Below are 16,650 nucleotides of genomic sequence, written 5' to 3' on the forward strand. Positions count from 1 at the left end.
TTTCATTCAATAACCTTCAAGGATAATTCACGTAAATGCTTATCCTCCACCTTGGAAGGAGCACCCATTAGAACATCTTCACCTTGCTGGTTCATAGGAAAACAGATTACTTCACGAATATTTGGCTCATCAGCAAGCAGCATAACTATTCTATCAACTCCTGGTGCTATTCCACCATGAGGAGGAACACCAAATCTGAATGCACGTACAAGTGCACCGAATCTTGTATCAACTTCTCCCCGGCTATAACCTGCAATGGCAAAAGCTTTATACATGATATCCAGTTTGTTATTACGAATCGCCCCACTTGACAGTTCTATTCCATTGCAAACAAGATCATATTGGTAAGCAAGGATATCCAGTGGATTTTTGTCCTCTAAATCTTTCAGACCACCGTGTGGCATGGAGAATGGGTTATGAAAGAAATCGATTTTTTTACTTTTATCGTCATATACAAAATATGGAAAATCAATGATCCAACAAAACTTGAAGATATTATCATCTATAAGACTGAGTTCTGACCCTAAAAGAGTGCGTACTTTTCCTGCAATGTTTGCCGCCTCATTCTCTTTGTCAGAAGCAAAAAATACACTATCTCCTGGCTCTATGTTTGTTGCTTCTCTTATGTGGTTTAGCCTATTTTCATCAAGAAATTTAGCAATTGGGCCTTTCGCAGTTCCATCTTTATCAAACGTTATATATCCGAGACCCTTAGCACCGAATTCTTTTTGCGCATGTTCTATCTTTTTATCAAAGAAGCTGCGTGGTTCCTCTGCTGTTTTAGGTGCAGGGATGGCTCTCACTACCATACCACGCTCAATATTGCTTTTGAAAATATTGAACCCTGAATCACGAAAAATTTCTGTAACATCGCTGATTAATAGTGGATTGCGCAGATCTGGCTTATCAGAACCATATTTAAGCATTGCTTCTTTATATGTAATACGTGGAAAATCTTTATCAACAGACTTACGAGAAAATTTAGCAAACACTCTATATAAGGTAGACTCAATAATCTGAAAGATGTCTTCTTGAGTTACAAAAGACATTTCAAGATCTAGCTGATAAAACTCTCCCGGAGAACGGTCAGCCCTTGCGTCTTCATCACGAAAACACGGTGCAATTTGGAAATATTTATCAAACCCTGAAACCATGAGCAACTGTTTGAAAATCTGCGGAGCTTGTGGCAATGCATAGAACTTGCCAGGATTTAGCCTGCTTGGCACTAGGTAGTCGCGTGCTCCTTCAGGAGAGGAAGCAGTGAGTATTGGAGTTTGAATCTCTAAAAATCCTCGCTCTATCATGAGCTTGCGGAGCTCTGCAATAATTTGTGAGCGCAAAATAATATTGTTGCGGACTTTTTCACGTCTTAAGTCAAGAAATCGATATTTAAATCTCATGTTTTCTGGGTATTCTTGCTCGCCGGTAATGCTTGCCAATATACTTCTTTCTTCTTTTGCTATTTCTTCATCAAAGTGGAACTCAACTTCCGACTCAACGCGCAAATTGTTGACTATCACCTCGATTTCTCCGGTAGAAATAGAGCTGTTTACCGTATCTTCAGTTCTAGCTTCAACTATTCCTGTAACAGTAATTACACTCTCTAATTTTAAATTTGATATCTCATCAAAAAAGTCTTTGTCATTATTAAATACTAGCTGAGTGATTCCGTAGAAGTCTCTTAAATCAACAAAAATTAGGTTACCATGGTCGCGCTTACGATATAACCATCCAGAAAGGGTAACTTCCTTTTCTACGTCGTTCTTCCTCAGTTCATTGCACGTATGAGTTTTATAGCAGTTCATATTTGTTTTACTTCTAAATTCTTTAAGAAGTATAGAAATAAACCTTATTACATACAAGCCCGTTCGTCAGATATTTGCGCAATTTTCGAAATAGAGCAGTACTGCTTTTATATTGTCTTTACCCGCAAAAAAATTGCACAATTTCTATAATTATGGTATAATAGTAAGGGTATTTTTAATGAATTAGATACAGGAAATGCCACTTACACAGATCATATTATATAGCGTAACATTACTTGCTGTAGCTGCAGTATTTCTCTTTTTGAGAAAAATATACAAAAATCGCATTAGAAAAATCATATTTCCTAGAAAAGTTTTTAAAGAAGAGTGGGAAGAAGACAGAAAATTCAATGAATTGTATCAAAAAAACAAGCAAAAAGAATTGATGAAACAACAGGAAATACTGCGCGAGAAGCAAAAAGATGTGCAAATTTATAAAGAAGATCCAGAAATAGTTGACATAGCAAAACCGGTAGGTAAATGGACAAAGATGGTTATGATGGGTAATGGTTTAATGAAGCGTTTTGCACAATTGATACATAGCGAAGGCGGACAGAAAGGATTTTGGGAGCTGTTTGTTAAAGCTCAGGCTTCAACTCAAGGTAAACATAAGGGGAAGGGCAGATAATCCATGCTTGAATGTGAAAATTTATCCTGCGCTCGTAATAATAAGGTACTATTTAAGAATCTCAGTTTTAAAGCTGAGCTAAAATCAAAGATTCTAATCACTGGTCCAAATGGTAGTGGTAAAACCAGCTTAATTAGAAGTTTATCTGGACTTTTACCGCCGGTATCAGGCAGTATAAAGCATTGTGGGAAAGACATATATGATGACCCAAAATCTTACATATCTTTTATGGTCTATATAGGGCATAAAAACGCCTGCAAGGACAGCTTAACTGTTGCTCAAAACATAGAATTCTGGGCAGGAATACGAAATACTAGGGAATTGATTATGGCAGCTATTTGTTGTTTGCAGTTGCAACCTGTACTTAATATTAGATATGGCGAACTTTCTGCAGGCTGGAAAAGGAGAGTTGCGCTTGCTCGCCTCTTGATTTCTAATGCAAACGTTTGGCTGATAGATGAACCATTTTGTAATCTTGATAGTGCAACGTGTGAATTAGTGCTGAACTTAATCTCAATACGCTCTGAGCAAAATGGTATAGTAATTATTACAGGGCATAGCTCTACAGAGCAATTGTGTGATTTTACAACGATTGATATACGCGATTTCAATAGACTTCTTGTATAGTTTTTGGCAACAACCGTTAGAAACGAAAAACTTCCTTGACAAGTTTTGCCAGTCCCCGTATCATGAAACTGAAGGTATTCAGTTATCTTCATCTGTGCAGATTAAACAGCAAGAAAACAACGTAGTTGGCGTCTTATTTTTAATTTTTTGCACTATGTGCACCTTATGTCTTCACAACATTTCTAGGTTTTTACCTATATAAGCTGAAACGCGCTTATAAGTCGTTTAAGACAGTATAGTACGCCAATTTGCAGGATTAGAGAGTGACAACTAGCTAACACGGGTTTTCTTTGCCTTTTTTTTCTGCTTAGTAAATTTCTTAAACATTCAAACTAAGGTGAGTTGCATTTAAAAGCAGCTAAATTGCAGTGTTTAAGACTTAAAAAACGCCAATACTGAAAATAGACAATGACTAGGGCTTCTTTTGCCTTTTTTTTTATTTGGTAAATTCCTTAATGTTTATGGCTAAACGACAACCGTCATCCCGCTGCTTGTTAGCGGTATCTCTAGATCCCGCGAATGAATCGCGGTATGACGGTTCGCGGTGGCATGACGATAAGCTCGTCATCCCGCTGCTTGTTAGCGCTTACTATTACCCACAAATAAAAACATAGTATTGTATTTACTCAAATAATTTAATTTTATTAACCTGAAAGCTTATTAGATTAAAATTATTAAACTAAGAGTTATAATTTTAGCAACTAAAAGCTGTAAATTGCACCATATAAACAGTTATTTCAAGCAAAAGTTATGCCATTAAGAGCTATGCAACAAACATTTATATTTGTGGGTAATAGTAAGCGCTAACACGTAGCGGGATGACGAGGTTATCGTCATGTTGCCGCGAACCGTCATACCGCGATTCATTCGCGGTATCTCTAGATCCAGCTAACAACTTACTATTACCCATAAATCTATAAATGATGAAAAGCTGCTATTTTACTAATTTAACTTTCTACTATAAATAGATCTATGGTCTAAAAATGGAATATATTATGAAAGGAAATATAAGTACCTCAACTGGTGAATGGGCAGAAAGTGAATTGGGAATTGTTGATTTTGGTGATATAAGATTAAGTAGGAGGCTTTTAAAAATAGTTAATAGTCTTGCTGAATCGCCTGAACGTTCAATAAATCAAGCTTGTGAAGATTGGCATCAAAGTAAAGCAGCTTATAGATTTTTCCAAAATGATGCCGTTTCTGAAAGAAAGATATTATACAGTCATATAATTAAAACTGTTGAAAGAGATAAAGAATATTCAACTATTTTAGCTATCCAAGATACGAGTTATATTTCATATAAAAATCATAAAAAGACTAAAGGATTAGGGATTATAGCAGCAAGGTTAAAATCTGAAACAACTAATTTTAAAACCCATGGATTAGTGACGCATACAACATTTGCAGTTACAACAGAAGGACTACCTATAGGGTTATTGGGTCAAAAAATTAGTACTAGACCTCCCTTAGCTGAAGATCTAAAAGAGTTGAAAAAAAGATGCCATAATACCGCTCTTCCCATAGAAGAGAAAGAAAGCATACGGTGGATAGAATCACTTAAAGACTCTACTCACTATCCTGGATTAAAGAATGTTAAGGTAGTTACCGTTTGTGATAGAGAAGCAGATATTTATGATTTATTTGAAGTTGCTTCCACTAATCAATCTCTTTTTGTAGTAAGAGGAAATCAAAACAGAACAGTAAACAAGAAATCGACTTATTCTGAAAAAGGTGGTGAAAGATTGTGGGATTTGATGAATCGCCTGTCTTGTCAAGGAGAAATTCAAGTGAATATTCCTGCTCGCAATGATAAACCTCAAAGAACAGCAGTTTTAGAAGTAAAGTTTAGTAACTTTGTGATGAATGCATCAAAAAATAACGCTAGACGTAAAATCCAAAAACTTCCTAATTTAAATTTACATGCTGTCTATGTTATAGAAAAATACCCACCATTTGGTGAAGAGCCTATGAACTGGGTTTTGTTGACAAATATAAATATTAATAATTTTGAAGAAGCAGTAGAAAAAATACAATGGTATTGCTTAAGATGGAGAATAGAGGTTTTTCATAAAATTTTGAAATCTGGTCTTAAAGTTGAAGAATGCAGGCTCCAAACAGCAGATAGATTGATCCGCTTTCTTACAATTATGAGTATAATTGCATGGAGGATATTTTTTATCACATTGGTAGCTAGAACAAATCCAAATCTTCCTTGCACTACCATACTAACTGATGATGAATGGAAGGTTTTGTATACCAAAATGCTTAAGACAAAAAACTATCCTGAGACCCACCACCTATAGGAGAAATCGTGAGGTGGGTAGCAAAATTAGGAGGGTTTTTAGTTCGCAAAAATGACTTAGAACCAGGCCCTATAGCTTTATGGAAGGGATGGAAACGTCTCTTTGATTTAGCAGAAGGATGGAGACTTGCTCACGAACTTTATATTTGTGGGTAATAGTAAGTTGTTAGCGGCTAAGGGATACCGCGAAGGGATACTGCGAATGAATCGCGGTATGACGGTTAATTATTCTGCGGCGGTATGACGTAGAGCTCGCGTTAGCTATACTTTTATACTCACCAACTCAGTATCCAATCTGGATCCAAGTAGTCAGCTACTTGGATGACACCCTGTTGAGGCTGCGCTTACACATTCCACTTTCTATGCTCACCAAACAAATTTGCTTACTCGCAGCAAAATTTTCTGGATCCAAGTAGTCAGCTACTCGGATGACATCTTTGTGTTTGAGGCAAAACCAGCTATAACATTTCTTCGCAAACAAATGTTCGTACAGTTATGCGCGTGATGCTGGAATCTAGACAACAATTAGATCCTATTGTCAAGCAATAAGCTACATGTGCTATTTATTTAGTAGATTAAATATGAAGTTTAAAACTCTGCTATTGACTTCCTGTAGAACTAGTGAAAACCAAACTTGCTTAAAACCACTTAATTAGTTATAGTTATAAGTTTAGGTACAGTAAAATGACAGCTTTTGTCCCCTTGATTATTTTTTTAATCTTGTATCTTGGAAGTGGTGCTTATTTTTCTTTTATCGGAACTGATAATCCACTTCATCAGGTTTCACCAGTAATATGCTTGTTACCAGCACTATTTTTTGCTGTCTCACGTGGTACAAATAAAACTCAGCATAACATCGATACTGTTATCGAGGGCATGGGTGACAAAAATACCCTTACTATGTGTTTAATTTTTTTATTTTCTGGAGCATTTTCTGCAGTTACTCAATCAATTGGTAGCGCAGACACTGTTGCTAATTTAATTCTTAATTTCCTTCCAGCAAGATTACTGCTGCCTGGAGTATTTTTGGCTTCTGCTTTTATTTCAACTGCAATTGGCACATCTATGGGAGTTGTTGCGCTGATGGTACCTATAGCTGTTAATCTGGCAAAAAGTGGAGCTTTTGGTCTCGAAATAGGAACTGCAACTGTAGTAGGTGGTGCCGTGTTTGGCGATAACCTTTCGATGATATCTGATACCACCATTGCATCTGTTTCTTCACAGGAAGCTTCAGCAAAAGATAAACTTAAAATGAACTCTAAAGTTGCACTTATTGCCAGCATTATAACACTCATCTACCTAGCAGTTGCCTCAAATAGTACAAAAATTATTTCTATATCAAATTTAGATTATTATTCTATAATAAAAATTATTCCTTACATTTCTTTAATAATCATGGGGCTGCTTGAAGTCGCCACTTTAGTAACAATAACTATAAACATAATTATTGCTGGTGTGCTAGGAATAACTTTTTTTGACTATGCTATCATTCAATTTCCTCATGACGTGTATGACGGTTTCAAAAAAGTAAACGAAATAGTGATATTTGCTCTATTTATCGGTGGATTGAGCCATATAATGTACAAGCAAGGTCAAAAAGCGTTGCATAAACTCATCGATGAAAGCAATATCACAAAAACTAAAGCTGAATTTGTGATAGCAGGAATTGCGTCTATGTTTACTACCTTAGTTGCCAATAATACCATTGCTATTTTACTAAGTGGTGGCATTGCAAAAAGGCTTGCACAAAAACACAGTATTGCGCCACATCGCAGCGCATACTTATTAGATGTTTTTGCTTGTGCTACAAAAGGTATCTTACCTTATGGTTCCCAACTATTGCTAGCAGGTAGCATCGCCTCTGTATCACCTATTTCTTTATTAACACAGGTATATTATTGCTTTATTCTAGCGGCAGTTACAATAGGCGAAATAATCATCAACAGCAGAAAAGAGAAACATTGTGCGGCTGCAACTTAGAGTTTCTCTTTTTTTACCCATAAGGAACGGAATTACTTGACACCCTTCGCCAACCCCCTTATCATGAAACTGAAGCTATTTATTTATCTTCGCAATCTGTGCAGGTTAATGACAAAAAACTTAGGGTATTTGGCGTCTCATGTTTAATTTTTCGCACTACGTGCATCGCATGTCTTTAAAAATTTTTAGGTTTTTATCTATATAAGCCGAAACGCGCTTACAAAGCGTTTAAGACAGCAAAAAACGTCAAATTGACAAGGGAGAATTTGAATGCTAGCTACTACGGGGTTTCTTTGCCTTTTTTCCTGCTTAGTAAATTTCTTAAACACTTGCGGTGTAGGTTAGTTGCAAGTTAAAAGCAGCTAAATCGCTCTTAATCAAGCGTTTTAGAATAAAAAAAACGCCGGTATTTTAGTACATGGTAAATAGCCAACCACCACGGGGCTTCTTTTGCCTTTTTTTTTATTTGGTAAATTTCTTAAACATTTATAGTTGCAATTTAAGAGCCCGTAAAGGGTGTCATTCCAGTGCCCCTGTGATGTATTCCAGTGCTTGACACTGGAATACAGTTTTCCATATAATCTCATCGAAAATGTTGTAACCACTTTCCATGCTAGTTTGCTTGTTCACAAGCAAACTTTTCTGGATCCCAGTGTCTGGGCACTGGGATGACAAGAGAAGGTACTAGCCTGACACCCTGACAACCGTCATCCCGCTGCTTGTTAGCGGGATCTATGCTAATGCCCTTTTATTCTTTCAATTATGTTATTTCCATTTAAATCTGTCTGTTCCGCAACTTCAGTGAATACAGTTGAATACTCCCTAAAACTGATCGTCATAACTTTACCCTACTTTGAATAATATTTTGATCATTACATATTGTAACAAAAAAAAATCAACTCATTTCTTCTAACGGCTCTATATTAAAGATAGAAAGTCCAGAAGCAATGACGTGTGCTAAGGCTTGGACAAGTTGCAGCGGTGAGATCTTTCTTATATTTTTAATTGTGTAATCTTCTGTGTTTGTAAATGTTTTTTCTATACCCCACTGCAGTAATAAGTACTTTACGTTCTGAATGATTTATGATGTAAATTATACGGTAGTTGCTAACCCTTATCCTATATTGCCCTCTAAAGCTATGACATAAAGGCTTTCCTAGATTAAAAGGATCAACTGTAAGGCGTTTCTTTATGGCCTCCTGAACCATTAATTTAATCTTTGCCGGAAGAGCTGGAATTTCTTTTTCAATAACATTTTTTAAGAATTTTATAGTGTAAGTTTTATTTCCAGATGTTTTCATCATCCTCTACTTCTTCTTCACCTTCAGAGAGGCGATCGTCAGCTATTTTGGATAGCTCTACATCTTCTTCGAACTCTTCTTCCACTAAATCTACTAAAACTTCAGGAATAGTTTTGTTTTGAGTCTCTGCCATTTCTGTAAGATACTGAGCCAATTTACTGTCAAAACTTACATTAACATTGAGCTTTTTTTGACTGTGAGCCATATATTAACCAGAAAATACTACTATAAACTATAACATTTTTACTTAATTTTGTCAACTTCTCTATTCGTTGAAAAAACAATCTTGCATAAAAAAATCAACTCATCTCTTCCAAAGGCTCTATATTGAAGATAGAAAGTCCAGAAGCGATGACGTGTGCTAAGGCCTGCACGAGAAACATTCTTGCAGCGGTGAGGTTTAAGTTGTCTTCCAGTATGAAACGCATGTTTAAATCACTCTTGCCATACCCCCATAAAACGTGAAACGCTTCTGCAACTTCAAGTAAGTAGAAAGTAATTCTGTGTGGCTCACAAAGCCTTGCTGCAATTTCTACCACATCTGGCCACTTTGCTAAGGTTTTTATGAGGAAGAGCTCTCCACCTGTCCTTAAAAGTGAAGGATCTGCTGTTGGGAGCTCTTTTGGAGCATTACGCATTAATGAATGAGCACGAGCATGCGCATATTGCACGTAAAAAATAGGGTTGTCTTTTGACTGTTCTTTAACTTTAGCAAAATCAAAGTCCAAGACCATATCATTCTTGCGTGTTAGCATTATAAAACGAGTTATGTCCCTGCCAACTTCTTCCACTACATCTCTTGCTGTTAGGAAGTTTCCTGATCTTTTGGACATCTTAACAGGTTTGCCGTTCTCGAAAAAATTCACAATATTATGCAGTTTTACCTCTATTTTTGCTTGATCATCACTGAGCGCAGAGACGACTGCTTTGAGTCTTTTGACATAACCGCCGTGGTCACTACCAAGCTCTACGATCATATTGTTAAAACCACGCGATATCTTATCAAAATGGTAAGCGATATCCGAGGCAAAATAAGTCCAACTGCCGTCCTCTTTCTTCAATGCACGGTCAACGTCATCACCAAATTTTGTAGAGCGAAATAGCATCTCTTTTCTGGAAGTCCAATTTTCGCTTTCTTTGCCTTTTGGTTTCTCCAGGTACCCTTCATACACTAGACCCTTGTCAGACAATATCTTTATACTCTCTTCAATTTTGCCACTTTTTTGTAGCTCATACTCTGAAGTAAAAACATCATGATTTACTCCAAGTAAGTTCATGTCTTCCTTTATGATTTCTAAGATAGAACTTAAAGTATAGTCTCTAATCACTTGATTATCTTGCTTTTCTAGAAGCTCTGCGCCATATTTTTTGGCCAGCCCAGTCCCTATTGGTTTTAAATATTCACCTGGGTATAAACCTTTTTCGATGCTGATTTTTTCTCCCAGAGCTTCCTTATACCGCAAATATACTGACCGAATTAGCGTATCTATCTGCGCTCCAGCATCATTAATATAGTATTCCTTAGTAACTTTATAACCAACTTTTTTCAATAAATTTGCCAGAACATCACCAAATACTGCCCCTCTTGCATGACCAATATGCAGTGGACCAGTTGGATTTGCAGATACAAATTCAACATTAATGGCCTGATTGTTCCCTATATCTAGGGTGCCAAACTCTGTTTTTAGCTCATTTATTTGTTTTAAAATCCCATGCCATACTTTTATTTTTAAGTGTATGTTGATGAAACCAGGGCCCGCTATTTCCACTTTTGCAACTTCATCAAAAAGTTCAAATTCTTTGGCTAAAACCTCTGCAATTTCAATGGGATTCTTCTTTTCATGCTTTGCGAGCACCATAGCAACGTTTGTGTAAATGTCTCCATGTGCTCTGTTACTTGGGGGTTCTACGATAAAGTTTGTTGTATCTGTATTTATAATACCCCTTTGCTTCAACTCGTTTAATTTACTCAAAATTAAGGAAGAAGCCCTTTTGAAAATGTTCATCAACTAGAAAAACTATGAAAACCTCCAACAATATAGCGAATAAGTGGGGCTAGTTGAAGGTTTATCTTAACTATTTTATCTTCCTGGATCAGAGTTTATATTAAGTCGTTGCCGTAACCATGGTAAGAGAAAGCCATACCTTCACTGTAACCATCATTACCAGCATCAGGCTCTTCAACATCATCAGTTACTACCTGATCTTCAGTTGTGATTTTATCCTTGATCGTCTCATCTACACCCTCATCACTATAAGAAAATTTGTTAGTATATGAATAGCGATTATTGATTTTATCACTATAGTTATGTTTTAACATAGAGACCTCCTATACAGTCAAAATTGGAATTACATTAAGATAGAACAAGCTATGAATATAACGTGAATGAAAGAAACTACAGATCACGAAATTTCCGGATAACTATGGAACCATTATAAAATAATAAAATTAAAAATTTAATAATTTTAATTATAAATCTAGCATATCAACTAACGGTATGATTTAAATTTTCTTTCAATTCCACTGTATCTTCGCCAGTTTTGCATACAGCCCGTCTTTACTCATTAGAGAGTCATGAGTTCCTACTTCTTCTACTTTTCCATGATTAATTACTATAATCTTGTCAGTCTTGAGTGCGGTTGATAGCCTGTGTGTAATTACGATTGTTGTTCTGTTTTGCATTAACTTGCTCAATGCTTTTTGCACGAGGTTCTCACTTTTGTAATCAAGGGCAGAGGTTGCTTCATCCAGTATTAAAACCTGAGGATTGTTGAGTATGGCCCTTGCTATTACAATACGTTGTTTTTGTCCTTCAGAAAGTTTTAATCCTCTTTTTCCTACAAATGTATCAAATTTATCAGGCAGCTTATCAATAAATTCCATTGCATAAGCGCTGATGGCTGCTTGCTTTACTTCCTCATATTCGGCACCTGGTTTGCAATATAGTATATTTTCCATTATTGAGCAAGAGAATATCATGTGATCTTGTGGCACTAAGCCAAACAACGATCTGAGGTCATTTAGCGCAATTGACTTAATGTTGTGCCCATCGATAGTAATGCTACCTTTGTTTGGATCATGAAAACGGAGCAGAAGCTTTAAAATGGTGCTTTTACCACTGCCAGATGGTCCAACAATTGATACTGCTTGACCTGCCTCTATAGAAAATGATACGTTATCTAATGCTGGCTTATCAGCATAAAAAAATGTTACACCATTAAACGAAATTCCCTTTTGAACACTACAAATTTTTATAGGATCATCGGGATCTGCTATAGAGCTTTTCATATTTTTAAATTCAAATAAACGCTCTACTATTCCAAGACCTCGTTGTAAATCACTGATATTATCGCTCAAATTATTTATAGCTCCTGCCGCAAGCGCTGAATAAAACACAAATGAGGAGAGTTCTCCAATAGTTATATTATTGCTTAAGACTTCTTTAATACCAAAAAAGAGCAAAACAACTAGTGAACCTATCACACACGTGATAACTAGAGTTACTAAAATAGCACGCAAGAGTACTAATTTTACGTATGATTTTGATACTGAGTTTAAATGTTCCTTAAAACGGATTTTTTCGTTTTCCTCGAGTACAAACGATTTGATAGTCACTATAGATCTAAAATTTTCCTCACTAAATGACGCAAGCTCACTTAATTTATCCTGAGCAAAGCGTGCATAGCTACGCACTTTTTTTCCAAGTGAGGTCATGATAATGAGTAGTATAGGTATTATTGCGGCTGCATACGCAGTTAGTTGTATATTTGTATATAATAACATAGCAACACTGCCAATCAGAATCACAAAATTTCGTAATATGGTTAGTAAGCTGCTGTTTATTATTGATTGCAGCACAGAGGTATCAGTAATTAACGCTGAGATAACATCTTGTACGCCTGTGTTCTCAAAGAAACTTGGTTGCAAGTTAGTGATACTGCTATATAAGTCATATCTGATTCTTGCGATAACTTTCTCGCTGCCAATGCCAATGAAATATAACCGAGTAAATGCAGTGAGAGAAATGGCTAAAACTATAAGTATTGCAACTAATAGTTTGGTAGTAAAATCGTGCTCTGTGCCAGAATCAATTATATTGCTTAAGCCTCTGCCAAAGAGGAGGATCGTTAAGGCTGAAAATAAAACTGCAATAAAAGCTATGACAAAATAGGATAGATTAGGCTTTATATAGTAAAATAACTGCCTAATATTAGATCGCATCTTATTTTAAAGTTTCTAAAGTTAAGTATATAGATTTTAGTTTCAGGGGAAAGGGGAAAGGTGTAGTATGAAGCAATTTAGGTTCTGCAGCTGTTATAGTCCACCAAGAAAGGGTAGTAGCCCGCAGAAACGAAAAACTTGCTTGACAAACTCCGCCAGTCCTCTTATCATGGTATTGAAGGTATTCAGTTATCTTCATCTGTGCAGATTAAACAGCAAGAAAACAACGTAGTTGGCGTCTTATTTTTAATTTTTTGCACTATGTGCACCTTATGTCTTCACAACATTTCTAGGTTTTTACCTATATAAGCTGAAACGCGCTTATAAGTCGTTTAAGACAGTATAGTACGCCAATTTGCAGGATTAGAGAGTGACAACTAGCTAACACGGGGTTTCTTTTGCCTTTTTTTCTGCTTAGTAAATTTCTTAAACATTTAAACTAAGGTGAGTTGCATTTAAAAGCAGCTAAATTGCAGTGTTTAAGACTTAAAAAACGCCAATACTGAAAATAGACAATGACTAGGGCTTCTTTTGCCTTTTTTTTCGTTTGGTAAATTTCTTAAGTATTTATGGCTAAACGACAATCATCATCCCGCTACGTGTTAGCGGGATCTATGTTAAGGTATGACGGTTAAGTAAGGGATCTATGTTAAGAGATACCGCGGCGGTATGACGGTTCGTGGCGGCGTGACGATAACCTCGTCATCCCGCTACGTGTTAGCGCCACGGCGGTATAGCTATACTTAAAAATATGGTTGAATAGTTGTTAATAATAGTGTATAATTATTAATCTTTTCTCAGTATTTTTACTATGGCTCTTTCTAAATTTCTCGATCCAAAGTTAGATTTAACATTTAAGAAAATCTTTGGCACTGAAAAAAATAAGAATATTCTTATCCATTTTTTAAACGATATTTTAGGATGTACTGAAGTCAACACTATACAAGAAGTAGAATTCTTAAGCACCATTATGGACCCTGAAATTGCTTCTGATAAACAAAGCATTGTTGATGTTCTTTGCAGAGATTCTAGTGGGAACAGGTATATAATTGAGATGCAGCTCGCTCGTGATAAAGGCTTTGAAAAACGCGCACAACTTTATGCTGCTAAGGCTTACTCAAGACAAGCTGATAAATCTGGTAAATACGTTGATTTAAAGAAGATTTTCTTTATCGCGATTTCAAATTGTACCTTATTCCCTGATAAGCTTGACTATATATCTAGCCATACCATAAGAGATGAAAAAACCAATGAGCATGACTTAAAAGATTTTCAATTTATCTTCATAGAGCTGCCAAAATTTCCTAAGAGTAGAGAAGAACAACTAGAAAGTGTAGTAGACCGTTGGCTATTTTTTTTCAAATATGCAGATGAAACAACGGACGAAGATCTCAGAAAAATTGCGGAAAAATCACCAATAATAAAGCTAGCATATGATGAATTAGATAAGTTTCACTGGAATGAAAAAGATCTAATAACTTATGAAGAAAGAATAATGGATCTGCGCAAAGAAGAAGCCATTCTTGAATACAGACTTGATCTTGCTAAAGAGGAAGGTAGAAAAGAGAGGGAAATTGAAGTCGCAAAGAATCTACTTAAAGCAGGTGTTTCTTTTAATATTATAGCTCAAACTACTGGTCTTTCTATGAGTGAGATCAAAGAATTGCAGAATTAAGTGTGAATGGTTACGAAAAATATAAGTTTTTGTGATAAACGACATAGTGATGTATTTGTTGTTCAGCATGTCAGTGGAGTATTTTCTGGTATCTGTTCAGATGCATGGCTAATGCTGAAACAAAAATTCCAGTGCTCCTTTTTTTGTCATCCCAGTGTCAGCTACTTGCATGACACCCATTTGTTCCTATAGTTGCTTTTCTCGTCTACCTTATTTTGCCACTCATCTGAACAGATACCCATTTTGGAGGGATACCAATAATAGTTGTGAGCGGTACAAGTTTAGTCCATATACCTTCCAAGCATAACACGCTCACGAAACTTTAATGCGATAGCTTGGTTTCTACTGAAAGACAGCATTATGCCAAGTGCGATGCTCGAAGATAAAAGAGAAGAACCACCATAGCTAAGTAACGGCAGGGTTATGCCGGTGGTTGGAAAAACACTCAATGTTACCCCTATGTTTATTATGAATTGTGTGATGAATTGAATTGAGATACCGAGAATCACCAACAGATTAAATAATTCATTTTCCCTATATGCAATGTAAAGCAAGCGGGCGGAAATGATGCCAAATAACATCAATGTGGCTAAGCACGTAATCAAACCAAATTCTTCTGCTAAAACAGAAAACACAAAATCTGTATGGCAATCAGGAAGAGAGGCTTTTACGCTACCTTCACCAGGCCCAACTCCAGTTAATTGACCTCTTTTGAATGCTTCTAATGATTTTGTGACTTGAAAGTTATCGCGCTGCGTAAAAAAGACAAAATTGTAAATCCTTTGCTTTATATGTGGGAGGCATAAGTAAGCTATTGTAGTTCCAGTTGTGGCCATTCCTATTATGCATAGAAAGTATAAAAATGGTATACATGCAATAAACATTTGACCGATAAAAGAATATGTTAAAAGCATAGACATACTGAAATCAGGTTGCAAAAGTAACAACACAAAAACTAACAGAAATATTATGATTGATATGTGTATTTTAAACTTCATTTCGCTGGCCAAGATACTAGCTATAACAACAGAAAAAAATGGCCTTACGAACTCAGATGGTTGAACTGAAATTTTGACAATATGTAACCATCGTTTCGCACCTTTTACCTCTATACCAAGTATTATCGCAATTGCTACTAGAATAGTAAATAAAATGAAACCTGCGAACGAGAGGTTAAGTATAGTTCTTGTGTTGAGAAAAGAAAATGTCACCAAGGTAATTAGTGACAGGACTATATAAATTGTGTGACGCCGTATAAAATAATCTTGTGGTAAAGAAAGACGCTGCGCAATTACAGGGCTTGCTGAATAAACAAGAATGAAGCTTATAGTGAGCAAAAAAAACACTGGAAGGATGAGATAATAATCCAGCGTTCTATACCAGAGTTTAATATTCATTTTGTTCCAATGTGTAATGCCACTATTCCATAGCTCATATTATGAAACTCAACATTCTTAAAACCTACCTCTTCAATCTCCATTTTAAAATCAGCCTGAGTTGGAAATTCTCTGATGCTCTTCACTAAATATTCATAAGAACTCTTGTCTTTAGCAACTATGCTGCCAATTTTAGGAATTACTTTAAATGAATATAAGTCATAAAGTTTGGTAAATATCTCATTTTGATAGTGCATAGGGGCAAATTCTAAGCAGATAAATTTTCCATGTGGTTTTAATACCCTGTGCGCCTCATTTAAAGCCTTCTTACGGTCAGAAACATTTCGAATGCCAAAAGCTATTGTGCAATAATCAAATTCGGAGTCTTCAAATGGTAAACTTTCTGCGTTCGCACATACCCAATCAAAATTAATTTGGTTTGAATTTATAGCTTTATCACGTCCTCTGCTTAGCATGTTTTGATTTATATCGCATACTGTAACCTTAGCACTTGGCTCTTTTCTTACTACTCTTATTGCTATATCTCCAGTTCCTCCAGCAACATCTAAAACCTTAGAGTTTTTTGTAAAATGCACACTATTTACCATCCTATCTTTCCATAATCTGTGCATTCCGAGGCTCATTATATCATTCATGGTGTCATAGCGATTTGCCACGGAGTCGAATACCTCTTTAACTAATTGTGATTTCTTCTCGATTTTTATAGTAGACAT

General features: G+C 35.9%; 12 protein-coding genes and 1 pseudogene. 5 read left to right on the forward strand and 8 right to left on the reverse strand.

From position 1 onward, the window contains the following. Positions 1-2: 2 nt before the first annotated feature. Entirely contained in the window at positions 3-1,805 is a 1,803-nt protein-coding gene (aspS, locus tag OPR50_RS05415) for an aspartate--tRNA ligase (RefSeq protein ID WP_007548818.1), read from the reverse strand. Between the two features lie 196 nt (positions 1,806-2,001). On the opposite strand from aspS, the gene OPR50_RS05420 reads away from it, so the two are divergent. The 4 genes and pseudogenes from OPR50_RS05420 (at position 2,002) to OPR50_RS05435 (ending at position 7,342) form a co-directional block, all read left to right on the forward strand. Continuing rightward, the gene (locus OPR50_RS05420; RefSeq protein WP_265023901.1) at positions 2,002-2,433 is read left to right on the forward strand and encodes a hypothetical protein; all 432 of its coding nucleotides are present in this window, start codon (positions 2,002-2,004) and stop codon (positions 2,431-2,433) included. Between the two features lie 3 nt (positions 2,434-2,436). Beyond that, positions 2,437-3,060 carry a heme ABC exporter ATP-binding protein CcmA gene (gene ccmA, locus OPR50_RS05425; protein WP_182309299.1) on the forward strand — a complete coding sequence of 208 codons (624 nt, stop codon included), beginning with the start codon at positions 2,437-2,439 and terminating at the stop codon, positions 3,058-3,060. Between the two features lie 992 nt (positions 3,061-4,052). Next, positions 4,053-5,518 (forward strand): annotated as a pseudogene (locus OPR50_RS05430) (IS4 family transposase). Between the two features lie 528 nt (positions 5,519-6,046). Beyond that, positions 6,047-7,342, forward strand: a complete 1,296-nt coding sequence (locus OPR50_RS05435) for a Na+/H+ antiporter NhaC family protein (RefSeq protein WP_264339364.1) — start codon at positions 6,047-6,049, stop codon at positions 7,340-7,342. Between the two features lie 1,001 nt (positions 7,343-8,343). Here the strand turns inward: OPR50_RS05435 and OPR50_RS05440 are convergent. From OPR50_RS05440 to OPR50_RS05460, 5 genes are all read right to left on the reverse strand, one after another. Further along, positions 8,344-8,643 (reverse strand): type II toxin-antitoxin system RelE family toxin, encoded by a 300-nt coding sequence (locus OPR50_RS05440; protein WP_010962566.1) that lies wholly within the window; start codon positions 8,641-8,643, stop codon positions 8,344-8,346. Next, positions 8,624-8,848: a hypothetical protein gene (locus OPR50_RS05445; RefSeq protein WP_010962565.1), complete on the reverse strand. Its 225-nt coding sequence runs from the start codon at positions 8,846-8,848 to the stop codon at positions 8,624-8,626. Before OPR50_RS05445 ends, OPR50_RS05440 begins: the two co-directional genes overlap by 20 nt. Positions 8,849-8,942: 94 nt before the next feature. Then, positions 8,943-10,649, reverse strand: a complete 1,707-nt coding sequence (gene argS, locus OPR50_RS05450; protein ID WP_264339362.1) for an arginine--tRNA ligase — start codon at positions 10,647-10,649, stop codon at positions 8,943-8,945. Positions 10,650-10,744: 95 nt separating this feature from the next. Continuing rightward, complete coding sequence (locus OPR50_RS05455; protein WP_010962563.1) at positions 10,745-10,963, reverse strand: hypothetical protein; 219 nt, start codon at positions 10,961-10,963, stop codon at positions 10,745-10,747. A 195-nt stretch (positions 10,964-11,158) separates the two neighbouring features. Then, positions 11,159-12,865 carry an ABC transporter ATP-binding protein gene (locus OPR50_RS05460; protein WP_264339358.1) on the reverse strand — a complete coding sequence of 569 codons (1,707 nt, stop codon included), beginning with the start codon at positions 12,863-12,865 and terminating at the stop codon, positions 11,159-11,161. Positions 12,866-13,676: 811 nt separating this feature from the next. Between OPR50_RS05460 and OPR50_RS05465 the strand changes: the two genes are divergently transcribed. Next, complete coding sequence (locus OPR50_RS05465) at positions 13,677-14,540, forward strand: Rpn family recombination-promoting nuclease/putative transposase (RefSeq protein ID WP_264339357.1); 864 nt, start codon at positions 13,677-13,679, stop codon at positions 14,538-14,540. 281 nt (positions 14,541-14,821) lie between these two features. Here OPR50_RS05465 and OPR50_RS05470 read toward each other — a convergent pair whose 3' ends face one another. Next, positions 14,822-15,937, reverse strand: coding sequence for an FtsW/RodA/SpoVE family cell cycle protein (locus tag OPR50_RS05470; RefSeq protein WP_264339356.1), 1,116 nt, complete (start codon positions 15,935-15,937; stop codon positions 14,822-14,824). Beyond that, the gene (ubiE, locus tag OPR50_RS05475; protein ID WP_264339354.1) at positions 15,934-16,650 is read right to left on the reverse strand and encodes a bifunctional demethylmenaquinone methyltransferase/2-methoxy-6-polyprenyl-1,4-benzoquinol methylase UbiE; all 717 of its coding nucleotides are present in this window, start codon (positions 16,648-16,650) and stop codon (positions 15,934-15,936) included. The genes OPR50_RS05470 and ubiE overlap by 4 nt, the downstream gene beginning before the upstream one ends.

It is taken from the genome of Wolbachia endosymbiont (group A) of Epagoge grotiana, assembly GCF_947251775.1.
In the GTDB taxonomy this organism is placed as follows: domain Bacteria; phylum Pseudomonadota; class Alphaproteobacteria; order Rickettsiales; family Anaplasmataceae; genus Wolbachia; species Wolbachia pipientis.